At 29.4% G+C, this 24,917-nt stretch carries 25 protein-coding genes; 23 read left to right on the top strand and 2 right to left on the bottom strand.

The genetic code is table 11. The features are described from left to right. The 18 genes from xseA to L1S47_RS06875 all read left to right on the top strand — a co-directional run bounded on the left by xseA (position 1) and on the right by L1S47_RS06875 (position 18,412). Entirely contained in the window at positions 1-1,206 is a 1,206-nt protein-coding gene (gene xseA / locus L1S47_RS06960) for an exodeoxyribonuclease VII large subunit (protein WP_238882787.1), read from the top strand. A gap of 13 nt (positions 1,207-1,219) precedes the next feature. Continuing rightward, positions 1,220-1,432, top strand: a complete 213-nt coding sequence (xseB, locus tag L1S47_RS06955; RefSeq protein ID WP_202766386.1) for an exodeoxyribonuclease VII small subunit — start codon at positions 1,220-1,222, stop codon at positions 1,430-1,432. A 2-nt stretch (positions 1,433-1,434) separates the two neighbouring features. Then, a complete protein-coding gene (locus L1S47_RS06950) occupies positions 1,435-2,304 on the top strand; it encodes a polyprenyl synthetase family protein (protein ID WP_238882785.1) in 870 nt (289 codons plus the stop codon). A gap of 16 nt (positions 2,305-2,320) precedes the next feature. Beyond that, entirely contained in the window at positions 2,321-4,180 is a 1,860-nt protein-coding gene (gene dxs / locus L1S47_RS06945; RefSeq protein WP_238882783.1) for a 1-deoxy-D-xylulose-5-phosphate synthase, read from the top strand. A 10-nt stretch (positions 4,181-4,190) separates the two neighbouring features. Beyond that, positions 4,191-5,000 (top strand): TlyA family RNA methyltransferase, encoded by an 810-nt coding sequence (locus tag L1S47_RS06940; RefSeq protein ID WP_238882782.1) that lies wholly within the window; start codon positions 4,191-4,193, stop codon positions 4,998-5,000. A 17-nt stretch (positions 5,001-5,017) separates the two neighbouring features. Next, positions 5,018-5,881, top strand: a complete 864-nt coding sequence (locus L1S47_RS06935; protein WP_238882781.1) for an NAD(+)/NADH kinase — start codon at positions 5,018-5,020, stop codon at positions 5,879-5,881. Continuing rightward, positions 5,871-6,323: an arginine repressor gene (locus tag L1S47_RS06930; protein ID WP_238882780.1), complete on the top strand. Its 453-nt coding sequence runs from the start codon at positions 5,871-5,873 to the stop codon at positions 6,321-6,323. Before L1S47_RS06935 ends, L1S47_RS06930 begins: the two co-directional genes overlap by 11 nt. A gap of 18 nt (positions 6,324-6,341) precedes the next feature. Next, positions 6,342-8,042, top strand: a complete 1,701-nt coding sequence (gene recN, locus L1S47_RS06925; protein WP_238882778.1) for a DNA repair protein RecN — start codon at positions 6,342-6,344, stop codon at positions 8,040-8,042. A gap of 167 nt (positions 8,043-8,209) precedes the next feature. Next, positions 8,210-9,382, top strand: coding sequence for a SpoIVB peptidase (gene spoIVB, locus L1S47_RS06920; protein WP_238882777.1), 1,173 nt, complete (start codon positions 8,210-8,212; stop codon positions 9,380-9,382). Positions 9,383-9,633: 251 nt separating this feature from the next. Then, complete coding sequence (gene spo0A / locus L1S47_RS06915; RefSeq protein ID WP_202766379.1) at positions 9,634-10,449, top strand: sporulation transcription factor Spo0A; 816 nt, start codon at positions 9,634-9,636, stop codon at positions 10,447-10,449. Positions 10,450-10,866: 417 nt separating this feature from the next. Continuing rightward, the gene (locus L1S47_RS06910) at positions 10,867-11,337 is read left to right on the top strand and encodes a hypothetical protein (RefSeq protein ID WP_238882775.1); all 471 of its coding nucleotides are present in this window, start codon (positions 10,867-10,869) and stop codon (positions 11,335-11,337) included. A 62-nt stretch (positions 11,338-11,399) separates the two neighbouring features. After that, a complete protein-coding gene (locus L1S47_RS06905; RefSeq protein ID WP_202766377.1) occupies positions 11,400-11,618 on the top strand; it encodes a hypothetical protein in 219 nt (72 codons plus the stop codon). 75 nt (positions 11,619-11,693) lie between these two features. Further along, complete coding sequence (locus L1S47_RS06900; protein WP_238882774.1) at positions 11,694-12,218, top strand: NUDIX hydrolase; 525 nt, start codon at positions 11,694-11,696, stop codon at positions 12,216-12,218. A 180-nt stretch (positions 12,219-12,398) separates the two neighbouring features. Continuing rightward, positions 12,399-13,028 carry a stage II sporulation protein M gene (gene spoIIM / locus L1S47_RS06895; protein WP_238882772.1) on the top strand — a complete coding sequence of 210 codons (630 nt, stop codon included), beginning with the start codon at positions 12,399-12,401 and terminating at the stop codon, positions 13,026-13,028. A 143-nt stretch (positions 13,029-13,171) separates the two neighbouring features. Beyond that, entirely contained in the window at positions 13,172-14,050 is an 879-nt protein-coding gene (locus L1S47_RS06890) for a tyrosine-type recombinase/integrase (protein ID WP_202766374.1), read from the top strand. A 70-nt stretch (positions 14,051-14,120) separates the two neighbouring features. Beyond that, positions 14,121-15,428 carry a pyrimidine-nucleoside phosphorylase gene (locus tag L1S47_RS06885; RefSeq protein ID WP_238882771.1) on the top strand — a complete coding sequence of 436 codons (1,308 nt, stop codon included), beginning with the start codon at positions 14,121-14,123 and terminating at the stop codon, positions 15,426-15,428. 104 nt (positions 15,429-15,532) lie between these two features. Continuing rightward, entirely contained in the window at positions 15,533-16,705 is a 1,173-nt protein-coding gene (locus L1S47_RS06880; protein WP_238882770.1) for a D-alanyl-D-alanine carboxypeptidase family protein, read from the top strand. 198 nt (positions 16,706-16,903) lie between these two features. Continuing rightward, positions 16,904-18,412, top strand: a complete 1,509-nt coding sequence (locus L1S47_RS06875; RefSeq protein ID WP_238882769.1) for a carbohydrate-binding protein — start codon at positions 16,904-16,906, stop codon at positions 18,410-18,412. Positions 18,413-18,494: 82 nt separating this feature from the next. Here the strand turns inward: L1S47_RS06875 and L1S47_RS06870 are convergent, their stop codons facing one another. Then, entirely contained in the window at positions 18,495-19,130 is a 636-nt protein-coding gene (locus L1S47_RS06870; RefSeq protein ID WP_238882767.1) for an HAD family phosphatase, read from the bottom strand. Positions 19,131-19,324: 194 nt separating this feature from the next. Here L1S47_RS06870 and L1S47_RS06865 point away from each other — a divergent pair, with 194 nt between their 5' ends. From L1S47_RS06865 to L1S47_RS06850, 4 genes are all read left to right on the top strand, one after another. Continuing rightward, positions 19,325-19,762, top strand: a complete 438-nt coding sequence (locus L1S47_RS06865; RefSeq protein ID WP_373689037.1) for a hypothetical protein — start codon at positions 19,325-19,327, stop codon at positions 19,760-19,762. Positions 19,763-19,921: 159 nt separating this feature from the next. Beyond that, positions 19,922-20,581 (top strand): manganese catalase family protein, encoded by a 660-nt coding sequence (locus tag L1S47_RS06860; RefSeq protein WP_238882763.1) that lies wholly within the window; start codon positions 19,922-19,924, stop codon positions 20,579-20,581. Between the two features lie 44 nt (positions 20,582-20,625). Continuing rightward, on the top strand, positions 20,626-20,781 hold the full coding sequence (locus L1S47_RS06855; protein ID WP_202766368.1) for a lmo0937 family membrane protein: 156 nt from the start codon (positions 20,626-20,628) through the stop codon (positions 20,779-20,781). Between the two features lie 121 nt (positions 20,782-20,902). Next, the gene (locus L1S47_RS06850) at positions 20,903-22,462 is read left to right on the top strand and encodes an FAD-dependent oxidoreductase (RefSeq protein ID WP_238882762.1); all 1,560 of its coding nucleotides are present in this window, start codon (positions 20,903-20,905) and stop codon (positions 22,460-22,462) included. A gap of 21 nt (positions 22,463-22,483) precedes the next feature. On the opposite strand, the gene L1S47_RS06845 is transcribed toward L1S47_RS06850, so the two are convergent. After that, entirely contained in the window at positions 22,484-23,722 is a 1,239-nt protein-coding gene (locus L1S47_RS06845) for an NAD(P)/FAD-dependent oxidoreductase (RefSeq protein WP_238882761.1), read from the bottom strand. 238 nt (positions 23,723-23,960) lie between these two features. On the opposite strand from L1S47_RS06845, the gene L1S47_RS06840 reads away from it, so the two are divergent. Beyond that, a complete protein-coding gene (locus L1S47_RS06840; RefSeq protein WP_238882760.1) occupies positions 23,961-24,917 on the top strand; it encodes a methyl-accepting chemotaxis protein in 957 nt (318 codons plus the stop codon).

Here is a 24,917-nt window from a genome sequence, read left to right as displayed (position 1 = left end):
ATGAATATAAAAACCTTAAGTGTTACTGATATTAACAATTATATAAAAAGAATTTTTGATAATGACTTTATACTTAATAATTTATCAGTGAAGGGTGAAATTTCTAACTTAAAATATCACTCTTCTGGTCATATCTATTTTTCATTAAAAGACGAGTTTTCTAAAATAAATTGCGTAATGTTTAAGAGTGATGCGTCTAAGAATGATTTCAGGATGAAAGAAGGTCAAAACATTATAGTAAAGGCTAGACTTTCATCATATGTTAAGGAAGGAAATTATCAACTTTATGTTAGAGAAGCCCAAGATGCAGGAATTGGTGATCTTTATGCACAATTTGAAAATCTTAAAAATAAACTTAAGGATGAAGGTTTATTTGATGAGAAACATAAAAAGAATATTCCAAGCTATGTTAAAACTTTAGGGGTAATAACCTCTGAAACTGGAGCAGCTATTAAGGATATTATTAATGTGGTTCATAGAAGAAATAATTCTATTGATATATTTTTGTATCCATCTTTAGTTCAAGGAGAAGCCGCACCTAAATCCTTAATAGAGGGATTAAAATATTTTAATGAAAGAGCAAATGAAAAGGTTGATGTAATAATCATTGGTAGAGGCGGCGGTTCTATTGAAGAATTATGGGCCTTTAACAACGAAGAGCTTGCTAAAGAAATCTATAAATCAAAGATACCAGTTGTTTCAGCAGTAGGTCACGAAGTAGATTTTACTATTTGTGATTTTGTTTCAGATGTAAGAGCTGCAACTCCTTCTGCTGCAGCAGAAATAATAAGTACAGATAAAGAAGAGTTGTTAGGGAAAATAGCATATATAGAAAGTAAGTTAACTTCATCCATGGAAAATAAAATTTATAATTCTCGAATAAGAATAGAACATTTAGAGAAGGTTCTAAAATTAAATTCCCCTAAAAATTATTTAATAAATAAATATAAAGAAGTTGAAACCTTAAAGGGATTGCTTGATAGAAGTATAAGTTTAAAAATAAATTCAGAAAAACAAAATTTGATGAAATTAAAGAATGTATTAGAAGCAAAGAGTCCTATTAATGTCTTAAACAGAGGATACGTAATTTTAGAAAGTGATAAAGGTGAAATTATAAAATCTAAAGAAGATTTTTCTTCAGGAGAATATAGAATTAATTTTAAGGATGGTTATAAGAGGGCAGAAATAAATATAATTAAAGAATAGAGTAGGTGATTTAATGGCAAAAAAATCAGAAAATTATGAGGATATGATTAAAAGACTAGAATTAATCATTGAAGAACTCGAAGGCAATCAAGTAGATATTTCAACATCTATGAAAATTTATGAAGAAGGTGTAAAATTAGTTAATAAACTTTATTTAACATTGGATTCTATGGAAGGAAAGTTAAAAGTTATAAATGAAGGTCTTGAGGAAAAAATAAAGGAGTAGCTATGAGTATTGATACAATTAGAGATTACTTTAATGAAGAATTAAAGAATTATTTTAAAGAAAGAAATGGATTGAATAAAATTATTTATGACTCTCAAAATTACAGTTTAAATATTGGTGGAAAGAGAATAAGGCCAATTCTTTGTCTTCTTACTTATAATATGTATAAGGATAATTATGAAAGGGCGTTACCTTTAGCATTAGCACTAGAAATGATTCATACGTACTCATTAATTCATGATGACTTGCCAGCTATGGATAATGATGATTTGAGAAGAGGTAAACCAACAAATCATATAGTTTATGGTGAAGCAATTGCTATTTTAGCAGGAGATGCCTTACTAAATGAAGCTTGCAATATATTAATTGATTATTCTATAAAAAATGGTGGTTATGCATTGGAAGCATCTAAAATTATTTTGAATTCATCAGGTTCAGAGGGAATGATTGGTGGTCAAGTAGTTGACATAATTAATGAAGGAAAAGTTATTTCAGAAAACGAGCTATTATATATGCATAAAAAAAAGACTGGAGAACTTATAAAAGCATCAATATTATCTGGAGCAGTAATGGCTGGAGCTAGTGAGGATGATATTGATAAATTAAGATTATATGGTGAAAAACTAGGTTTAGCATTTCAAGTTAAAGACGATATTTTAGACGTTGTAGGAAATACAGAAATACTAGGTAAGAAAATTAAAAGTGATGAGAATAATAATAAAACAAACTTTATTACAACATATGGGTTAGAAAGATGTAATGAAATTTGTGAAAACTTAACTAATGAATGTGTTGATATTTTAGAATCATTAACAGTGAATACAACAAGCTTAAAAGAATTAACTTTTATGCTTTTAAATAGAGAAAATTAATCTAAAGGATGATAATATGTTTAATTTATTAGATAACATTAGAGAACCAAAGGACATAAATAATATGTCACTAAAAAGTTTAGAAGAATTATCAGTGGAGATCAGAAAATTTTTGATTAATAGCGTATCTAAGACGGGTGGGCATTTGGCATCTAATCTAGGTGTCGTAGAATTAACATTAAGTTTATTTAAAAATTTTGATTTTACTAAAGATAAAATTGTTTGGGATGTAGGGCATCAATCTTATGTATATAAAATTTTAACTGGAAGAAAGGATAGATTTAATACATTAAGAAAATATGGAGGAATAAGTGGTTTCCCAAAAGCATGGGAAAGTAAATATGATTTTTTTGATACAGGGCATTCTTCAACCTCTATTTCTGCAGCCCTTGGTATGGCGAGAGCAAGAGATATAAAAGGAGAAACAAATAAGGTTATTGCAGTTATTGGAGATGGAGCATTAACTGGAGGGATGGCTTTAGAGGCTTTAAATGATGCTGGCTATAGAAAGACAGATATAATTGTAATAATTAATGATAATGGTATGAGTATATCCAAAAATGTAGGTGGATTAGCTTCATACCTTAATAAGTTCAGATCCGAGCCAGGATATAATAAATTAAAAAGTGACATTAATTATACATTAAGAAATACTGAGTTTGGAAGTACAATTGCTGACTCAATAGGAAAAATCAAAGATAGCTTAAAACAGTTAGTTGTCCCTTCTATGCTGTTTGAAGATATGGGATGGAAGTATTTGGGCCCTATAAATGGACATGATATTAAAGAACTTAACTTTATACTTTCAAAAGCTAAAGAATTAAAAAGACCAGTTATAATACATACTATTACTCAAAAGGGAAAAGGTTATGAATTAGCAGAAGGAAATCCGAATAAGTTTCATGCAATTGGACCATTTAATTTAGGTAATGGAGAAGTTACTATAAAGAAAGAGGTTACTTATTCAAAGGCTTTTAGTGATGCTATGGTTGACATAGGAGAAAAAAGAAATGATTTGGTGGCAATTACAGCAGCTATGCCTGATGGGACTGGATTAAAAGAATTTTCAAAAAAATATCCAAATAGATTTTTTGATGTTGGTATAGCAGAGCAACATGCAGTTACCCTAGCAGGAGGAATAGCCAAGGAAGGATTAAGACCAGTATTTGCTGTATACTCAACATTTTTACAAAGGGCTTATGATCAGGTCTTGCATGATGTTTGTATTCAAAGATTGCCAGTAGTTTTTGCAATTGATAGATCAGGCTTGGTAGGTGAAGATGGAGAAACGCATCAAGGTATATTTGACATTTCATATCTTTCACATATTCCGAACTTAAATATAATAACTCCAAAATGTACCTCAGAAATTTATCCAATGCTTGAATTTGCATTAAGTCAAAATGAGCCGATTGCAATAAGATACCCTAGAGGAGCTGATGGAAAGACTGATTTTATACCTTTGGAGAGCTTTTCACTTGGAAAATGGGAAACACTTAATGAAGGGAAAGATTTTGCAATTATTGCTGCTGGTAAAATGGTTGATTTTGCAATGCAGGCAAAGGATATTTTGGTTAAGCAAGGATATAATCCTACTGTAATAAATGCTACATTTATAAAACCAATTGATACTAAATTGATTGATGCATTAATAGAAAAGAATACAATGATTTTTACCATGGAAGATAATGTTATACGAGGCGGATTTGGAGAAACAATACTTTCATATATAAGTAAGATCAATTCTTCTATAAAGGTTACTACTTTCGGATTTGATGATGATTTTGTACCTCATGGAGATGTTGACATATTATATAAGAAATATAGGTTAGATCCTCAAAGTATAAGTGAACAAATAATATATAATATTAAATAAGGAGTATATAATGGCTGATACTAAAGAAAGATTAGATGTTCTGTTGGTTCAAAAAGGATTTTTTGAATCAAGAGAAAAAGCTCAAGCTCAAATAATGGCTGGAAAAATCTTCATTGATGGCAGAAGAGTTGATAAGTGTGGAGAGAAAATAAAAGTTACAGCAGAAATAGAGTTTAAGGGCCAAGAAATGCCTTATGTTAGTAGAGGTGGCTATAAGCTTGAAAAGGCGATAAAGGAATTCTCTATGAATTTAAAAGAGAAAACTTGCTTAGATATTGGAGCATCAACTGGCGGTTTTACTGATTGTATGCTGCAAAATGGAGCAAAAAAGGTATTTTCCATAGATGTAGGCTATGGTCAGTTTGCATGGAAACTTAGAACGGATCCAAGGGTCGTTTGTATGGAGAGAACTAATATCAGATATGTAACTCCAGAGGATTTAGGAGAAGCTGCAGATTTTGCATCAATTGATGTATCTTTTATTTCACTTAAAAAGATTATGCCTGCAGTTGTTTCATTACTTAGTGATAATGGAGAAGTAATTGCACTAATAAAACCTCAATTTGAAGCAGGAAAAGAGAAGGTTGGTAAAAAGGGTGTTGTAAGAGAAAAAAGTACTCATGAAGAAGTCATAACATCAATTACTAATTATTTATGCGATGAAAACTTAAATATATTAGATTTAAGTTTTTCTCCTATAAAAGGTCCAGAAGGTAACATGGAATTTTTAATATATTTTACTAAAAATTCAGAAGTTCAAAGTAATTTTAATCTAGAGAAAATCAAAGAAATAGTAGATAGAGCACATAATGAACTTTAAAATAGATTGGAGATTTTATGAAAAAAATAGGGGTAATCATTAATCCTTCAAAAGACAAAGACGGAAAGATATTGGATGAAGTTGTTACAAAATTAAATAAAGCATATGAAAATTCACAGGTGCAAGTGGCTTATAATTCAGAAAATCTTTTAGACAAATTAGATGAGGATTTAGATTTGCTTGTCGTATTAGGTGGAGATGGAACTTTGATAGGGGCGTCTAGAAGGCTAAACGGATATATTAAGTGTCCAGTTATAGGAATAAATATAGGAAACTTAGGATTTTTAACATCTGCAGATATTACTGACTTAGATAATATAATTGATAAGCTTAAAAAAGAGGATTATTTTATTCAAGATAGAATTATGTTACAAGGAAGTCTTTTAAAAGATGGAGAAGAATTTACTCGAATAGCGCTAAATGATTTAGTAATTGCTAGAGGAACCCTATCCAGAATGGGAAAGTTTACGATTTTTGTTGATGGAGTTGAATTTACATCTTTTAAAGGAGATGGAATAATTGTTGCATCTCCAACTGGATCTTCAGCATACTCATTTTCTGCAGGCGGTCCACTAATTTTTCCTACGTTAGATATAATACTTTTAACCCCTATATGCCCACATACAAAGAATATGCACCCAATTATCTTAAAAAGCAGTTCGGAAATAACTATTTTAAGTGAAAGCTATGATGAGGAGATATATCTTTCGATAGATGGACAGAAAGCTATAAAGCTAGACAAAGAGCAACAGGTTAAGATAAAAAAATCCGATAGTAATTGTAAGGTACTTTTATTTAATGACTATGATTATTTTAAATTACTTAAGACTAAACTTTTAAATACAAATAATTATTGTGAAGGTGATAATGATGAAATCTAATAGACATCAGAAAATACTTGAGATTATTAAAGAGGTAGATATAGAAACTCAAGAAGAATTAGCAGAAGCATTGAAAGATGCGGGGTTTGATGTAACACAAGCTACAGTATCTAGAGACATTAAACTTTTAAAATTAATTAAGGTGCAAAGTTCATCTGGAAGATATAAATACGTTATGCCTACCAATGATAAAAATTCAATAGTTGATAAGCTTACATCCATATTAAAAAATTCTGTTTTACATGTAGAAAATGTAGATAAGATTGTAGTAGTGAAAACCATATCTGGTTCTGCAAATGCTGCAGCAGAAGCGTTAGATACATTAGATTATAAAGATATTGCTGGAACAATTGCAGGAGATAATACGATTTTCATACTTGTTAGAACAATTGAAAATGCGGAAGAGATTGTAAGTAGTTTAAGAAAGTTAATTAATGAGTAAATTGTAAGGTGGTGTAGGATGCTATTACAATTAAGTATTAAAAATTTTGCATTAATTGAAGAAATGACAGTGGATTTTTCATACGGATTTAATATAATTTCAGGTGAAACAGGTGCTGGAAAATCTATTTTGATTGATGCGATAAACTTTGTATTAGGTGGAAAATTTAATAAGGATATTATCCGTACTGGAGAAGAAAAGGCTTATGTTGAAGCAATTTTTTCAGTAGAAAATGAAAAAGTAAATGAAATTTTACATGAAAATGGTGTGGATATAAACGAAGTAATAATAATTTCTAGAGAGTCATTTATAAATGGAAGAAGTATTACTAAAGTTAATGGCAAGAGTATAATTATATCGAATTTGAAAAAAATATCTGAGAGGATTATTGATATACATGGACAACATGAGAATCAAAACTTATTAGATAAAAGTAAACATATTACTTACTTAGATAGCTTTGGTGATGATAGCTTATATAAACTTATAGAAGATTATAGAGAACTAAGAAGTAAGAGCTTAAATATTGAAAATGAAATACGAAAATTAGTTGGTGTTGAAGATAAAGACAAACTAATTGATTATTTAAAGTATCAAATAAGTGATATTGAAGAGGGAAAATTAAAAGAAAATGAAGAAGAGGAGCTTAAAGAAAAGTTAAGTGTATTATCTAATGCAGAAAAGATACGTTTAGCACTAAATAGCTCATATTCTCTTTTGAAAGATCAAATGGATGGTAAATCAATATTAGATAATATAAGTCATGTTGTACAAGAATTGACAAGTGTAGAAAAGCATATTTCTAAAATAAAAGAAATAAATGAAAGCATTAATGAGGCATTTTATTTATTAGAAGAAAACTCTAGAGAAATAGGTGCTCTTCTAGATAATGTTGTTTATGATGAAGATGAGTTATCTTATATAAATGAAAGACTTTACAAAATAGCTGGGTATAAAAAGAAATATGGCCCTTCAATTGCAGAGATTTTAGCTTATTATAAGAAAATTAAAAAACAATATGATGACATGATAAATATTGAAGAAAAGGTAAAATTATTAGAACAAGAAAACAATAAAATAATTGAAGAATTACATAAAATAACGGATAAAATTAGGACAAAGAGAATAACATTTGCAAAATACCTAGAAGAAAAAATATCGAGGGAATTGAAGTTTTTGGGCCTTGAAAAATGTACCTTTAAAATAGATGTAGAAGAAGATAAAAACTTTAACTATAAAGGAAAAGATATCGTTACGTTTTTAATTTCTACAAATATTGGAGAGCCTTTGAAGTCTTTAGATAGGATAGTATCTGGAGGAGAATTATCGAGAATAATGCTAGCTTTGAAAGCTGTATTTGTTGAAAAGGATAATATTGAAACAATAATATTTGATGAAATAGATACTGGAATAAGTGGAAGAATAGCACAGGCTGTTGGTGAAAAAATATATGAAATTTCGAATAGGCATCAGGTTTTATGTATCACTCATTTACCACAGATTGCATGTTTATCTGATAGTCATTACTATATAACTAAAGAAGAAAAAATGGGCAAAACTTATTCAAATATCAAGATTTTAAGTAAAGATGAAAAAATTAATGAAATAGCTAAGATGATTGGTGGAGCTGAAATTACTAAGGTTACCATCGAACATTCAAAAGAAATAATAAAAATGGCTGATGCGTTAAAGGATAAAATGGAAATAAAAAATGAATAAAATTAGTAAAAATAGCCAAAATAGAACTGATAACATTGTTATCAGTTTTATTTTTTAGAAAATTTAAGGCATAACTATAATATTTTTGACTTTATAACAAAGTTATCACAGCATATTGTAATCTATACAAGGGTAATTTAAAGATAGAGGCGAAAGGAGGAGAAAAAATGAAAAATCAAAAAAAATCATTGAAAAATTTAGTTTTCGCTCCCCTAATACTTCTATTAATGGTTAATTTAAATATAGGAAGTGGGATAAATAAGAGTTTATTTAGTTCATCTACTGATAATTCTCAAATGGCATTCTTACCAACTGATGCCGGAATAAATAATAAGCTAACAAGTTCACTAGATAGCTTAACAGTTAATAAAGTAAGCTTAAAAGATTCTGATAAAATTCAAGTTTATCCTGGAGGTGTCCCTGTAGGAATAAAGCTATCCTCAAAAGGTGTATTGGTAGTAGGTTATTCAGATATACAGATTGATGAAAACAAAGTAGTATCGCCAGCTAAAGAAGAAGGAATAGAAATAGGTGATGTAATATTAAGAATAAACAATGAAGAGGTGGAAGACTCACAAGATCTAATAAGAAAAGTAAGTAATAGTAGGGATGATAAGTTAGATTTTGAGATAAGTAAGTCGGGAAAAAAGATAAATAAAGAAATAACTAGAGTTAAATCTTCAGTAGACAATAAGTATAAAATTGGTTTATGGGTTAGAGATTCAACAGCTGGTGTAGGTACGTTAACATTTTATGATAAGAAAACCAATAAATACGGAGCACTTGGCCATGCGATTATTGATGGAGATACTAATTCGATTATAGAAATAAAAAGTGGTAGTCTACTTAAATCATCAATAATAAACTTAAGGAAAAGCGAAAAGGGTGCCCCAGGTGAATTGAGAGGAATTTTTGTTGAAGAAAACGAACCACTAGGCACAATAAATCAAAATACATACTGTGGAATATTTGGAGAATTAAAAGAAAACAATCAGTATATAAGCAATAAACCTATGAAAATAGCATTAAGAAATGAAATAAAAGAAGGTAAAGCACAAATTCTTACTACAATTGATGAAAATGGTCCTCAATTGTACGACATTGAAATAAGTAAACTACTTGTTCAAGATAAACCTGGTCCAAAAAGTATGATAATTAAGGTAACAGATCCAAAATTACTAGCGAAGACAGGTGGAATAGTTCAAGGAATGAGTGGTTCACCAATAATTCAAAATGGAAAGTTAATAGGAGCTGTAACACATGTGTTAATTAACAATCCTGAGGTTGGTTATGGTATATATATAGAATGGATGCTTCAAGATTCAGACATATTAAAATAATATAAAAGGTTCATATGTAAATATAAAATACATATGAACCTTTTATATTTCTGAAGAATATTTAATAGAGTAATTTGTACAATTTTTATAAAAATATAGTAATAATTTTTTAATATATGTTATAATTTAATTAAAACAGCAGTAATTCAATAAAAAAATAAATTTTTATTATAATTTAGAAGGAAACTAATAACCTTTGTCGAATAATATTAATGTAAAATTATGGTAGATAAATTGAAAGGAAGAATGTTATGCAAAACTCAAAAATATCAGTTTTAATAGCAGATGACAACAAAGAATTCTGTAATATTTTAAATGACTATCTATTAAACCAAAGGGATATTATTGTTACAGGTATCGCTAAAGATGGAATAGAGGCTTTAAAGTTGATCCAAGAAAAGAAGCCAGATTTGGTAGTTTTGGATATTATTATGCCTCATCTTGATGGACTTGGAGTATTAGAGAGGTTAGGAGCAATGGATTTAGATCCAATGCCAAGAATTATTGTATTAAGCGCAGTTGGACAAGATAAGATAACTCAAAGAGCTATTACTCTAGGTGCAGATTACTATGTAGTAAAGCCTTTTGATATGGATGTTTTCACTAAGAGAATAAGACAAATGTTTAATAATACAATCTCAAGTGAAGATGTTAAAAAGAAGATGCCAGTAGCAGAATCTCAAGAAGTAAAATTAGAAACTAAAAAAGAACCAATTGATCTAGAAACAGAAATAACAAATATAATACATGAAATAGGAGTTCCAGCTCATATTAAAGGGTATATGTATTTAAGAGAAGCAATCACTATGGTTGTTAATGATATGGAATTATTATCTGCTGTGACAAAGGAATTATATCCATCTATTGCGAAGAAGTATAATACTACTGCTTCCAGAGTAGAAAGAGCAATAAGACATGCAATTGAAGTAGCTTGGGGAAGAGGTCAAGTAGATACAATTAACAAGCTATTTGGGTATACAATACACAACGACAAAGGCAAGCCAACAAATAGTGAATTTATAGCAATGGTAGCTGACAAGCTAAGACTTAAAAACAAAGTAAGTTAAAAAGTAATGCATAGCAATTTTTTAGAGGGTATGAGTGCTAGGATAAAAAGCAATAATTATTAAAATAAATCTAAATTTTGCAACATAATTTGAGAATATAAGAGAAAAACATCCCTTGTTGTCTTAGTTAGTTAAATAATTGATTAAGAAAATATGGGATGTTTTGTTATATGATAACAAAGAAAATATAATAGCTGTGTTTAAAATATTACCTTTAAATGTAATTATTATTTTATTGATGTAAGTCAATTAATAAAAATGATAAAAAATGTTGATGTTTTACCTTTTTAGGATTAAAATAAAATAGCTAAAATTAACTGTGCATAGTTTATATGTGTATATTTTATAAAAAATATAGTTACAAATGATGTTTAAAATTACAACAGATGAAGTCAAAAGAATAAAGGTGGAGGAAATATGGCATATAACGTAATTGATTTAATAGATAAAGCAATTGTAATTGATAAGAGAAGAATAAAAATGTACGAAAATATAGCTAACGAGAATGCTGATGTTTCTTCTATAAGAGTTATATCAAAGGTATTAATTAAACAAGTTAAAAAGACTATCGAGTATTATGAAGCTATTAAAGAGGAAGCTAAGAAATTGGAATTAGATGAAATCGATTTTTATGTTTATGACAAAATAGCTTTCATAATTAATGAATTCAGTAAAAAGCTTGATATACCAGAAATTCATAATGTAAATGAATTTTTGTTATCTTCTCTTAATCTTAACAAAGATCTTAAAGCATTATTTATAGACGTTCAAGGAAGATTTGTAAAAAACGAAAAGGATGTAAAATCTGAAACATACAGAATATTGTCGTTAACGATAAAAAATAAGGAGAAACAGATTAAGGCTTTAGAAGAACTTATAAAACATTAAATTATAAAGATTATTGATAAGATTAAGCGAATAATATATAAGTATAAAAGGGAGGGATTTTTATGGCTGTAAAATTAATAATGGACAGCGGCAAGGAATATGTTTTAAGTAATGAAAATATAACTGTATCTGATATTATAGATATTTGCTATGAAAAGGAAGAAGTTAAAGATGAAGCTGGAAATGTAATGTCAATTATTAAAGAAACTAATAAGTTTTTTAATATAGATATGAACACTGCGATTCATACTAGTCATATTTCTTCTATTGAACAATTATAGAAAAAATAACAGCATAAGTTAACGTTTTAATATTAATAAGAATAAAGTATTTGGCTATAGTTAAGGAGAAAAGTTATGGATTTAATAGAAAAAACATTAAAAACTACATTAATACATAAGGGTAGCTTTTTAGTTTATGAAAATGTTGAAGTACTATTACCAGATGGAAATATTGCTACAAGAGATATTTTAAGACATCCAGGGGGAGTAGCTATCATAGCATTCACTGAAGATAATAAAATTCTTTTAGTAGAGCAATATAGAAAACCATTAGATGAAATAACATTAGAAATTCCAGCAGGAAAAATAGATAAAGGTGAAGATCCTTTACATACTGCAAAAAGAGAGCTTGAAGAAGAAACTGGATACAAGTCAGATAATATAGAATTTTTAGGGAAAATTGCAACCGCACCTGGTTTTTGTGATGAATATTTATATATATATTCAGCTAAAGAGTTAAGAAATGGAATTAAGCAAGGTGATGAAGACGAATTTATTAATGTTAAAGAGTATTCTTTAGAAGAGCTAAAAGATATGATAAAACAAGGAATAATTAAGGATGGTAAAACCTTAGCAGCATTATTATATACGATGATTTAACCTATTTTAAAATACAGACTCAAATTATGAGTCTGTATTTTTTTTTAGGAATTTATAATATTTTAAGGTTGTGATAAAAAAATAAGTTTGAATAAATCACCTTAGCTATTTTTTTATTATGTAGAGAATAAATCTTCAAGGGTACTCATAAAAATAATTATGGTAACAAGGAGGGGTATGATGAGTGAAATAAAAAATTTAATGGAAGATAACATAAGAAATAATAAAGTTGCATATTTAGCAACCTTTCTATTTTTTTCAATAGGTGTAGTTTTAGGTGCCTATACTATTAAATACATGGGAGAAAATAATACAACTGAATTAAATAAATATTTTTCAACATTTATATCTTCATTAGGAGATAAGTCAATTAATTATAATGAAATTTTTCTATCCTCATTTAAAAGCAATTTTACGTTGTTTGGAATAATTTTTATATCAGGAATATTTATATTAGGTTTTCCATTTTTATTATTAGCTAATCTGTGGAAAGGGTACACGGTAGGGTTTACATTTTCATTTCTATTAACTACCTATGAATATAAAGGTATTGGACTAGCTATTGGTGCAGTAATTCCCCAAAACATAATTATAGTACCGATAATGTTATTTTTTAGCTCTATGTTCTTAAATATGTCTATAGGAAAGTTAATAGCTTTTAGGAATAAAAGTAAAAAAATATCTTTTGAAATAAGAGAGTTTGGGAATATATTGATAGTTTTTTCCATATTATTGGGTATAGGAATATTTATTGAAACTTTTGTCAGCCCTAATTTGATAAAACTTATTATTACCCAATTTTACAGTTAAAATATGTTTTAGGGTTTAAGCTCAAATATTAGTTTATGGCAACATAAAAATTTTCTAGCCCTCAATTTTTATGCAACATAGACTGAGATTTATAGCTAAAACTCTTAAGATCTTTAATTCAATCAATTTTATGGGAGAGTAAAATGAAGGAGATATTAAAAAAATATGAGGAATATTTACGGGAAAGTTCAAAAAGCAAGAATACGGTTTTAGCTTATGTAACAGATATTACCCTGTATAATAAATTCTTAAGAGACAGAAAGATTGAATTGTTAGATACAGATGAAAAAACTATAACTAATTATATTAATTTTTTGGTACAAGAAGGTAAAAGTGAGAGAAGTATAAATAGAATAATTATTTCTATAAGAAACTTTTACGGTTTTATGAAAAAGAGTTCATTGATTAAGGAAATACCAGAAATTAATTATAAAACAACAAATTTAACTAAAAGAATTCCAGAAATATTGACAGTTGAAGAAATTGATAGGATAATCAATATTGTAGAGAACGATAGTATTAAAGGTATTAGAGACAAGGCTCTCTTAGAAGTAATGTATGCAACTGGTATGAAGGTTAGTGAGTTAACTTCATTAAAGTTACAAGATATTAATATGGAACTCTCATATGTAAATTGTACAGATAATAGAAATACTGAGAGATTAATTCCGATAGGTTCATCTGCAGTAAAAGCTTTAAAAGTTTATTTGGCTGAAAGAGATAGAATTAGTTATTTAAATTCTCCATATGTTTTCATTAATTTAAATGGGAATAAGCTTACAAGACAAGGTGTTTGGAGAATAGTAAAGTCATATTGTGAAAGAGCAGGGATAAGTAAAACAGTAAATTTAAATACTTTTAGACATTCCTTTGCAGTACATTTGTTGCAAAATGGTGCAAACGTAAGAGCGGTACAAAAACTTTTAGGCAATCAAGTATTAACTTATATGGATACCTATTATGAAATAATTAATTCTGATAGACTTAATATAATTTATAAAAGGTCACATCCAAGAGCATAAATGGGACATTTAATTTGTCCCTTTATTAGATAATAATATGTTAGCGATTACACATAAGGAGGAATTATATATGAGAATGTACGATATTATTCAAAAAAAGAGAAACGGAAATGAGCTTACAAAGGAGGAAATAGATTTTTTCGTAAATGGGTATACTGATGGATCAATTCCAGACTATCAGGTATCTGCATTACTTATGGCAATATATTTTCAGAAGATGAATAAAAGAGAGACAGCTGATTTAACAATGGCAATGGTAAATTCAGGAGATATTTTAGACCTTAATGCTATTGAAGGAATTAAGGTAGATAAGCATTCTACTGGAGGGGTTGGAGACACTACTACTATGGTTTTAGGACCTCTTGTGGCTTCGTTAGGTATACCTGTAGCAAAGATGTCTGGTAGGGGTCTTGGACATACTGGTGGGACTATAGATAAGTTAGAATCCTTCCCAGGTTTTTCTATGGATTTAAGTAAAGATAAATTTATAGAAAATGTTAATAAACATAAAATTGCATTAGCAGCTCAAACAGGAAATTTAGCCCCAGCAGATAAGAAATTATATGCATTAAGAGATGTAACTGCAACTGTAGATAATGTTTCGCTTATTGCATCTAGTATAATGTCTAAGAAAATTGCAGCAGGTGCTGACGCAATTGTATTAGATGTCAAGGTTGGAGAAGGCGCTTTTATGAAGGATATTGAAAGTGCAAGATATTTAGCAAAAGAAATGGTTGAAATAGGAAAGAATGTAGGCAGAAAAACTGTAGCAATTATTTCTGATATGGATGAGCCACTTGGATATGGTATAGGTAATGCTCTTGAAGTAAAAGAGGCTATAGATACATTAAAAGGAAATGGTCCAAAGGATTTAGAAGAGTTATGTTTAACCTTAGGAAGTTATATGGTTGTTCTTGCAGGAAAAGCTAATACAGTTGAAGAGGCAAAAGAGCTGTTAGTTAAAAATATTGAAAATGGTAAGGCTTTAGATAAATTTAAAGAATTTGTTGAAGCACAAGGAGGAGATTCTCTACTTATAGATAATCCAGAAAAGCTACTTGATGCTAAATACATAATTCCTGTAGTGTCTAAAAAAGAAGGATATATAAATAAGATTCATGCAGAAAAAGTTGGATTAATTGCTATGGAATTAGGTGCTGGTAGGGCTACGAAAGAAGCAACTATTGATCTTTCAGTAGGAATAGTACTTCATAAGAAAAAAGGTGACTATGTAAAGAGTGGAGATATATTAGCTGAAATCTATTCAAATGATAAAATAAAGGGTGATAAGGCTGGAGAAGACTTACTAAATAATTATGAAATTCAGCAAGGTGAAAATGTTTCAAAGACATTAATTTACGATGTGATTACAGAATAATATAATTTTTATATATTAAAAATAAAAAGGCTTTTATAGCCTTTTTATTTTTTGTATTATTATTTTTTTTTTGGTAAAAATACTTTTTGAAGGGAGGATTGCAAATGATAAAGTTCAATAATAAACTAATAGCAAAAATATTAATAGTAACAAGTATTTTTTCAATGATTAGTATTCCAGCTATGGCAGCAGAGCCGGAGTCAGGAATAAATGTTGAAGCAAAAAGTGCAATGCTTATCGAGCCAACTACAGGTAAAGTGATTTTTGAAAAAAATTCTCATGAAAAGTTTGCACCAGCGTCAGTAACTAAAATAATGACTATGCTACTTGCTATGGAAGCTATTGATTCAGGTAAGATGAAATTATCAGATAAAATTACAGCTTCTGAAAATGCAAAGAAGATGGGTGGTAGCACAATGCTACTTGACACTGGCGAAGTAAGAACAGTTGAAGAAATTTTAAAAGGAATTGCAATTGCATCAGGAAACGATGCTGCAGTAGCAATGGCTGAATATCTTGCTGGTACAGAGGAAGCATTTGTGGGAAAAATGAATGAAAGAGCAAAAGAACTAGGTATGAAAGATACAACATTCAAAAATTGTACAGGATTACCAGCAGATGGTCACTTAACAACTGCAAACGATATTTCAATTATGTCTATGGAATTATTAAAACATCCAACAATTTTAAAATACTCTGGAATATATATGGAGACAATATCAGAGGGAAGAAAGAGCCCAATTGAACTAGTTAATCATAATAAACTAGTAAGATTTTTTAAAGGTTGTGATGGATTAAAAACTGGATATACAGCAGAAGCAAAATATTGTATATCAGCAACTGCATCTCGAGAAGGAGTAAGAATGCTTGCAGTAATTATGGGAGCGCCTACTTTTAAAATAAGAAATAGAGATGCTTCAATGTTATTAAATTTTGGCTTTTCAAAATTTGAGGGTAAGAAGGTCCTTGATAAAGATGGAGATGTAGTAAAGGTTCCATTAAATAAAGCAGGAGACAAATTCTTTATTGCAAAAGCTAAAGCTGACTTAATTGTTGTACTACCAAGAGGAGTTAATGAGAAATTAGAACAAAAAATTGTATTAGATGAAAGTAAGAAAGCTTATGCAAAAGGAGAAACCATAGGTACTTGTGAATATTATCTTGGAAAAGACAAAGTTGGTGAAGTTGAGATATATTCAGATAGGGATGTTAAGAAAGGTGGATTCTTTGATAATCTAAAATATAATTTTAAAAACTTATTTAAGGGTGGAGTTTAAAAGTGGAGATCCTAAGCTTTTATAAAGGCTTAGGGTCTTATTTTATTGAATAAATTTAATGAAAAATTGAATAGCTTTAAAAAAATAATATCAACATATTGTAATTTATGTATAATTATGGTACATTGTACTCAATGGGATAGTAATACTTGGAGCTTATAATATTTACATAAATAAAATGAAAGGAGTTTGATTAAAATGAAAAAAGGTCTTAAACTACTATTCCCCATGATGTTAGCGATAGTACTGCTATTTACTATTATACCTGGCTATAGTACTGTTGCAGCCACTTCTCTTAATACTAGACTCTTAGTTGGTTACTGGCATAATTTTGATAATGGTACAGGGATAATAAACCTTAGAAAGGTATCTACAAAATGGGATGTTATTAATGTAGCATTTGGAGAATCAGGAGGAGATAGATGCACAATGCAATTTTCTCCAGTTACAGGGTCAGATGCAGATTTCAAGTCTGACATTGCTTATCTAAACAGCTTAGGTAAAAAAGTTGTTCTTTCTATTGGAGGACAAAATGGAGTTGTTATTTTACCTGACAGTACTTCTAAACAAAAATTCGTAAACTCTATGATTTCAATTATTGACAAGTATGGGTTTAATGGTATTGATATTGATCTTGAATCTGGTATCGTATTAAACGGAGGAGATAATGATTTTAAAAATCCAACTACTCCTCAGATATTAAATCTAATATCAGCAATTAGAGAAATTAGTGATCATTATGGTTCTAATTTTATTGTTAGTATGGCTCCTGAAACTGCATATGTTCAAGGTGGATATACTGCCTATGGGAACATATGGGGAGCATATTTGCCAATTATTTACGGAATTAGGGACAAGCTTACCTACATTCATGTTCAGCATTATAATGCAGGTAGTGGAGCAGCTCTTGACGGTAGAACTTATACTCAAGGGACAGCTGATTATGAAGTTGCCATGGCAGAGATGTTACTTCATGGATTTCCTATAGCAGGAAGTTCAAGTAATGTATTTCCTGCACTTAGACAAGATCAAGTTATGATTGGTCTTCCAGCATGCGCTGCAGCAGCTCCAAGTGGAGGATATATAAGCCCAACTGAAATGAAAAAAGCACTAGATTATATAATCAAGGGTGTTTCATATGGAGGATCCTATAAACTTGTTAATTCAAGTGGATATCCTGGATTTAGAGGACTAATGTCTTGGTCAGTGAATTGGGATGCAAAAAATAATTATGAATTCACAAATAACTATAGAGCATATTTTGATGGTGTAAACCCACCACCTGTAGCTACTATCCCAGCAGTACCAACAGGCTTATCAGGAACTTCAGTTAGCTCATCGCAAATAAATGTAAGTTGGAATCTTGTTTCGAACGCAACTAGCTATGACATTAGCATAGATGGTAATATAGTTACTAATGTAACCAGCCCATATCAAAATAAAAATTTAGCAGCAGTTTCAACTCATACTTATATGGTAAGAGCAGTGAATTCTGCAGGTGCAAGTGCGTGGTCATCATCAATTTCAGTTAAAACGCAAGAAGGCAATACAAATCCAGGTGGTGTACAAGCATGGGTTCCAAATACTGTATATAAGGCTGGAGATTTAGTAACCTATAATGGAATAACTTATATTTGTTTACAAGGGCATACTTCTTTAATAGGCTGGGAACCATCAAATGTTCCAGCTCTTTGGAAAGCACAATAAATTTAAAAGTCCAGCAAGTTTATTTGCTGGACTTTAGTTCGCATTTGAGAAGTAGTGTAAATTATACGTTTTTTGAATTAGCTTATAATATATATTTAAGAATGTCTGCTAAATCTTCAGTATCGATTGAATACTGTGCTCGCTTTCTTACGTCTAAAGAACTATTTATTGCTATGGATTTTCCACAATAATCAAACATTGGAATATCTGTTGAACCATCTCCAATAGCAATACACTCTTCAGGTTTTATACAATTATTTTTACAAAAATCCTGTAAACATGAAATCTTTTGTTCAGCCGAAATATAATTGAGGATTTTACCAGTAAATATCCCTTCAATTACCTCATAATCACTGCCATAATAATAGTCAAACCCCCAAATATTAGAAGCAACTTTGGCAACTTGCTTTGGACCTACAGTAATAACAATACTTTTGATATCTTGCTTATTCAATGATTCAACTACACATTTGATATTTTTTAAAGGCTTTGCTATTTTCAAAAAAGATTCAGCTATTTTACATTCTTCAAGACCTAATAGTAATTTTGCTCTATGATAATCTGCTAAAATGTAGTCAAGAATTCCTTCCTCTTCCTGTTGTTGAATGAGAGAGTGTTCTTTTTCTTTACCATTTAAAATACATGGTAACATAACAGAATGGATTTCTTTAATCAGAGTATCATCTAAATCAAAACAAACAAGTTTTGGTTTTATCATTTAGCATACACCTCCTATTAATATATATCATGTTAACTTCACAAAATTTTGTAATTTGTACTAGTTCATATATTTAATAGTACCATAATTTTGTAAAAATATAATTGCCTGTGAATTTATACATAATTAGTTTTAAGATTTTTATGGATATATAAGAATAAATAATTTGAAATTTACGCAAATTATTATTGGAGGTGATATATTTGGATGCAAATAATGAATTATTAAACTATATTTATCAAAATGCTGAGATGGGTGAAAGTACAATAAAACAATTAATTCCTATGGTAAATGATCAGGCATTTAAAAATAATCTGCAATCACAATTAAATGAGTATAAAACAATATTTGATATAGCAGATAGGAAGCTTAAAGAGCTAAATCGTGAGTCAAAAGGGATTGGAACATTAACTAAGGTATCTACATACATAATGATTAATATAAATACTCTTGTTAACAAAACTCCATCTCATATTGCAGAAATGTTAATTAGAGGTAGTACTATGGGTATAATAGATATAACTAAGAAAATAAAAGATTATCAAAATCAAGATAAACAAATTCTTGATATTGCAAATAGATTATTAAAATTTGAAGAGAGAAATGTTAATGAATTAAAAGGATTTCTATAAAGTCGAATATTATGGCAAAAATAAAGAAAAAGTTTATTTTATATATATCTCCCATTTATTCAGCTAGTAGTACTGCTAGCTGTTTTCTTTTATATGCATATATTATTGAAAAATAGAAAAACTAATATGGAATACAGAATACATTTGGGAGGTGTATAGATGTTTAAGCATGAGAAGAACTTGTTAAGAGACGTTAGAGTAGAGAAACCAAATCCTCAATATGCTGTATTAATGCAGGAACAATTAGGTGGTGCAAATGGGGAATTAAAAGCTGCTTTACAATATATCTCACAAAGCTTCAGAGTGAAAGATCAAGCAATTAAAGATTTATTTTTAGATATAGGAGCAGAAGAATTAAGTCATATGGAAATGGTATCTGAAACAATAAATTTATTAAATGGGCATGATGTTAACTACAATGGAGTAGAGGTTGGGGAAATCCAATCACATGTATTATCAGGCTTATCTCCTGTATTAATAAATTCTTCAGGTGCTCCATGGACAGCTAACTATGTATCAGTTACAGGAGACTTAGTAGCTGATTTACTCTCTAACATAGCATCAGAACAAAGAGCAAAGGTAGTTTATGAATATTTATATAGACAAATAAATGATAAATATGTTAAAGAAACTATAGATTTTCTATTGAATCGTGAAGAGGCACATAACGCCTTGTTTAGAGAAGCATTAAATAGGGTAAAAGATACAGGTTCAAATAAAGATTTTGGTGTTACTGAAGATTCTAAGCTTTATTTTGATTTATCAAAACCTGGAAAATATTTTGACTCTACGGAAGCAAAAAAACCTGAATTTGTATAATAAATTAATTACATAAAATTTACATAAGTGAAAGGGTGAATAGAATGACACTATTAAGATGGTTAGGTGCTATTGTTGTTGCAGTATGGCTTTTAGGTTTTATCTTTAGAATTGGAGGAGTACTCATACATTGGTTACTTCTAGCAGCTGCAATTGTATTTATAGTAGATTTATTTGTTGGAAGAAAAGAAAAATTATGATTTATAACTGAAAGACTTACTTTTTAAAGTGAGTCTTTTTTTATTTAATTTGCTATTATAATATGAATAATTTGGCAGGAGATTCAAATACTAACATCGTAATAGTGAAAGGAGGAAAATCATGAATAACACAATTAATGATTCGAGTTTACTTGAAGGAATAAATTCTTATTGGATTGATTCAACGAACAAAACTAACTATGACGAAATAAAAGAAGATGTTAGGGTTGATGTGGCCATTATAGGTGGAGGAATAGTGGGTATTACTTCTGCTTATATTCTTAAAAAACAGGGGCTTAAGGTGGCAGTTATAGAGGCTAGTAGAATTGGAACAGGAACTACAGGTCATACTACAGCAAAAGTTACTTCACAGCATAATCTAATATATTATAAGATAATTAATTCCATGGGAGTAGAAAAGGCAAGACAATATGCAGAAGCCAATGAATCCTCTATTGATTTTGTAGAAAGTATTAAAAATGAACTTAATATAGATTGTGATTTTGAAAGAGCACCATCTTATGTGTATACAAATGATGAAAGCTATATTAACAAAATAGAAAAAGAAGTAGAAGCTGCATCAAGACTTGGAATAAAAGCAAAATACACAGAAGAATTACCATTTAATTATAAAATAAAAGCAGCTGTAGTTTTTGAAAATCAAGCACAATTTCATCCTAGAAAATATTTGTTGCCTATGGCAGAAAAGATACCGGGAGATGGAAGTTATATATTCGAAAATACCGAGGCATGTGAACTTGAAGAAGGTAATCCCATAAAAATATTAACTAGAAATGGTAAGAAGGTTACAGCTCCGAAGGTTATAATAGCGTCTCATTTCCCATTTTATGATGGATTAGGTTTATATTTTGCAAGGCTCAGACCTGAAAGGTCTTATATAGTAGGAACGAGAATAAATGAGAAATTCCCCAATGCAATGTTTATAAATGCAGAAAAACCAACACGTTCTTTAAGAGCGCAGAGGGATAAAGAAAAACAACTAATTTTAGTTGGGGGAGAAAGTCATAAAGTAGCACATGGAGAGGATTTTAATAAGCATTATGACAACTTAAAAGAGTTTGCAAAGTCTATCTTCTCTGTAGAAGATTTCCCTTACCAGTGGTCAACTCAGGATTATATAACAATTGATGATGTACCATACGTTGGAAGACTTACAATGACAAAAGAAAATATTTACGTTGCAACAGGGTTTGGGAAATGGGGCATGACTAATGGAACTACAGCAGCAAGAATAATAACTGATATGGTACTTGATAAAAAGAATCCTTGGAAAGATGTATATAATCCATCAAGAGCTTTTACAATGAAAGCGTATAAAAATCTAATTGTTGAGAACTTTGATGTTGCCAAAGAACTTATTGCAGGGAAGATAAAACAAGGTGAGGATGGATTAAAACTTGAATGTGGTGAAGGAAAAATTGTTGAACTAGATAATAATAAATATGGGGCGTATAAGGATATGGAAGGCGATATACATATAGTAAATATTACTTGTACTCATGTTGGATGCGAATTAAAATGGAATGATGCTGAGCACTCATGGGATTGCCCATGTCATGGATCAAGATTTTCTTATGATGGTGAAATTTTGGAAGGTCCAGCAACACATAAGTTGATGCACTATAAAGAAGGAAAAAATACAATAGATCCTAATTTGTAAAATACAAATACCTGCATATGTTTACAATGCAGGTATTTTACTATTTATTCTATTTTTAATTATATCAATAAGCTCATGAACTGAAATATTATTAAATTTATTAAGTTCAACTTCTATATCATTTTCAATAAATTTTTTTATGGTTAAAAAGGTCTTAAGGTCGCCAATAATTATAGCACCAGTAATATGATTATTTTGAAGAAGAACTTTATAATATCTATTTTTGCTAGCATCAGTCTCAACTAAGATAAGACTATTAGATTTTTCTTCTACATCTCCAATTGAATATAAAGACATATTAAATGTATCTAGGGAAGTTATTGGAATAGGGAGCTGAAATACAGTATGTTCATTACATATGTTAAGTCCTGCAACCTTCCCTTGTTTAGTGGAAATATCCCAAAGTCCGTAAATCCTATTATTATATTCACAAATATCGCCAGCAGCGTATATATTGTCAAAAGAAGTTTGCATTTTCTCATTAACTATAATGCCTTTATTTATTTTTATATTTGTATTTTGAATAATGTCTATATTAGGTAAAATTCCAATTGAGTAAATCACCATATCACAATAGGCCTTTATCCCTGATTTTGTTACATATCCTTTGACTCTATCTTCTCCAAGTATTTCATCTATTTCAGTTGAAAGCATAACATTAACACCATTGTTCTCCAAAGTTCTCTTAAGTTTTTCTGAAGCAAATATGTCAAGCTGCCTAGGCATTAGTCTAGGGGCAAGTTCAAGAATTGTAACTTTTTTCCCGAAATTACTTAAAGCAGTAGCCATTTCAAGGTTTTGAATTCCACCGCCAATTAATAAAATGGAATCACTTTTTTTAATAAAATCGATGATTTTATATGCATTATTTAGGTTTCTTAATGTAAACACCCCTAATTTATGTATTCCTCGAATTTTAGGTATTATGTTATCTGCACCAGTAGCCAAGAGTAATTTTGAATAAGAAACAGTATTTTCATTACTAAGAATGATTTCATCATTCTCCGGAGATAATTTTATTACTTTTGAATTTAAATGAAGCTCTACATTATTATTTTCATACCAATCTTTTTTTTGTATTAATATTTCATCTTCATTTAAGTTATTTAAGAGCTTTTTAGATATTTTGGGACGATAATATGGGAAATAAGCTTCATCACTGTATACATGGATCTCATTATTAGAATCAATAGAGCGTATTGCTTTAATAGCTGAGACTGCAGCAGCACCACAACCGACTATAACAATTTTTTCTTTCAAGGAAATCACCTCTTATTTAAGAAATCTACTATAGTATTCCAATTTTTATATAGAGATTATGCATAATAATTAGAAAAATATAGAATATTTAGTCAAGGTTATGTAACTATGGTTACATATTAAATAAGAAAAATTTGTTATTATTAAACTAAAGTGTGATATGAATCATATTAATTCATGACCTTAAGAATTTATAATTACTTTATATAAATAAGATTTAGATATTTGGAGGCAACGGATGTTAAATTTTAAAAAGAGAAATACTGAACCAGTATATCTAGCTAAAGAACAAGATACAATAAAAAGTGAAACAAAGATAAATGACGATGCAATTGAATTTATAGATTCAGTTAATAATCTAATTTCAAAGACTGTGGATCAACATCATATAGTAAATAAACAACATGATGGACTTGCTGAACTTGCAAGTGATATTAAAGTACATATGAATAGAATATCTAATCTAACAGTTACAACTAATGAATCAACTGATAAATTATATTTGGAAAGCAAAAATCTTGATAAGCTTACTAAAGATACAGTGAATAAATCTAATGAAGGTAAGCAAACTATTGAAGAAATGGCTAAAATAATTAAATCTCTAGAATTTGAAAATAGAAAGAGCATGGAGAGTATAAATGAGCTAGTTGTTAAGTTTGGAAAAGTAAATGAGGTAGTAGGCCTAATTACAAGTATAGCTACACAAACGAATTTGTTAGCATTAAATGCTGCAATAGAAGCAGCTAGAGCAGGAGAACAAGGAAAAGGGTTTGCAGTTGTTGCAGGTGAAGTAAGAAAGTTAGCTGAAATGACTAAAACAAGTATTACAGATATTTCAAGCTTAATTGAGAGCATTGAAGCTGAAACGAGAATAGTGCTAGATAACTCAAATAAATCAAATGAAGCGATAGAAATGGGTGTAAAGGCATCAGAAAAAGCTGTAAACAAAATTGAAGAAAGCCTAATTGCAGTTACAAAGGTGGATAGTGAAGTTAAAGAAGTAATGGAAACATTAATAGTTCAAAAGAAGCACATCGAAAATATGAGCTCAGAGATAAGTGACGTAGATGAGATACTTAATGTAACAGCAGACACAATTATTGACCATATAAACGAAGCTAGTATAGTTGATAAACAACTAGCAGAAACAAAGGAAAAGGTAGGGTTCTATGGTTTAAAAATAAGAAATATTTAG

The sequence above is a fragment of the Clostridium sp. YIM B02551 genome (assembly GCF_022324735.1).
Classification (GTDB): domain Bacteria; phylum Bacillota; class Clostridia; order Clostridiales; family Clostridiaceae; genus Clostridium_T; species Clostridium_T paridis.
The sequence above is the reverse complement of the archived record's forward strand: the minus strand, read 5'-3'. Positions and strand labels throughout refer to the sequence as shown.

What these genes read in the sequence shown, in the direction of transcription:
- recN (WP_238882778.1), top strand. Translation starts at nt 6,342, where the DNA reads ATGCTATTACAATTAAGTATTAAAAATTTTGCATTAATTGAAGAAATG.
- dxs (WP_238882783.1), top strand. Translation starts at nt 2,321, where the DNA reads ATGTTTAATTTATTAGATAACATTAGAGAACCAAAGGACATAAATAAT.
- L1S47_RS06900 (WP_238882774.1), top strand. Translation starts at nt 11,694, where the DNA reads ATGGATTTAATAGAAAAAACATTAAAAACTACATTAATACATAAGGGT.
- L1S47_RS06855 (WP_202766368.1), top strand. Translation starts at nt 20,626, where the DNA reads ATGACACTATTAAGATGGTTAGGTGCTATTGTTGTTGCAGTATGGCTT.
- L1S47_RS06935 (WP_238882781.1), top strand. Translation starts at nt 5,018, where the DNA reads ATGAAAAAAATAGGGGTAATCATTAATCCTTCAAAAGACAAAGACGGA.
- L1S47_RS06860 (WP_238882763.1), top strand. Translation starts at nt 19,922, where the DNA reads ATGTTTAAGCATGAGAAGAACTTGTTAAGAGACGTTAGAGTAGAGAAA.
- L1S47_RS06870 (WP_238882767.1), bottom strand. Translation starts at nt 19,130, where the DNA reads ATGATAAAACCAAAACTTGTTTGTTTTGATTTAGATGATACTCTGATT.
- xseA (WP_238882787.1), top strand. Translation starts at nt 1, where the DNA reads ATGAATATAAAAACCTTAAGTGTTACTGATATTAACAATTATATAAAA.
- L1S47_RS06880 (WP_238882770.1), top strand. Translation starts at nt 15,533, where the DNA reads ATGATAAAGTTCAATAATAAACTAATAGCAAAAATATTAATAGTAACA.
- spoIIM (WP_238882772.1), top strand. Translation starts at nt 12,399, where the DNA reads ATGAGTGAAATAAAAAATTTAATGGAAGATAACATAAGAAATAATAAA.
- L1S47_RS06910 (WP_238882775.1), top strand. Translation starts at nt 10,867, where the DNA reads ATGGCATATAACGTAATTGATTTAATAGATAAAGCAATTGTAATTGAT.
- L1S47_RS06885 (WP_238882771.1), top strand. Translation starts at nt 14,121, where the DNA reads ATGAGAATGTACGATATTATTCAAAAAAAGAGAAACGGAAATGAGCTT.
- L1S47_RS06850 (WP_238882762.1), top strand. Translation starts at nt 20,903, where the DNA reads ATGAATAACACAATTAATGATTCGAGTTTACTTGAAGGAATAAATTCT.
- L1S47_RS06940 (WP_238882782.1), top strand. Translation starts at nt 4,191, where the DNA reads ATGGCTGATACTAAAGAAAGATTAGATGTTCTGTTGGTTCAAAAAGGA.
- L1S47_RS06840 (WP_238882760.1), top strand. Translation starts at nt 23,961, where the DNA reads ATGTTAAATTTTAAAAAGAGAAATACTGAACCAGTATATCTAGCTAAA.
- L1S47_RS06875 (WP_238882769.1), top strand. Translation starts at nt 16,904, where the DNA reads ATGAAAAAAGGTCTTAAACTACTATTCCCCATGATGTTAGCGATAGTA.
- L1S47_RS06905 (WP_202766377.1), top strand. Translation starts at nt 11,400, where the DNA reads ATGGCTGTAAAATTAATAATGGACAGCGGCAAGGAATATGTTTTAAGT.
- xseB (WP_202766386.1), top strand. Translation starts at nt 1,220, where the DNA reads ATGGCAAAAAAATCAGAAAATTATGAGGATATGATTAAAAGACTAGAA.
- spo0A (WP_202766379.1), top strand. Translation starts at nt 9,634, where the DNA reads ATGCAAAACTCAAAAATATCAGTTTTAATAGCAGATGACAACAAAGAA.
- spoIVB (WP_238882777.1), top strand. Translation starts at nt 8,210, where the DNA reads ATGAAAAATCAAAAAAAATCATTGAAAAATTTAGTTTTCGCTCCCCTA.
- L1S47_RS06950 (WP_238882785.1), top strand. Translation starts at nt 1,435, where the DNA reads ATGAGTATTGATACAATTAGAGATTACTTTAATGAAGAATTAAAGAAT.
- L1S47_RS06930 (WP_238882780.1), top strand. Translation starts at nt 5,871, where the DNA reads ATGAAATCTAATAGACATCAGAAAATACTTGAGATTATTAAAGAGGTA.
- L1S47_RS06890 (WP_202766374.1), top strand. Translation starts at nt 13,172, where the DNA reads ATGAAGGAGATATTAAAAAAATATGAGGAATATTTACGGGAAAGTTCA.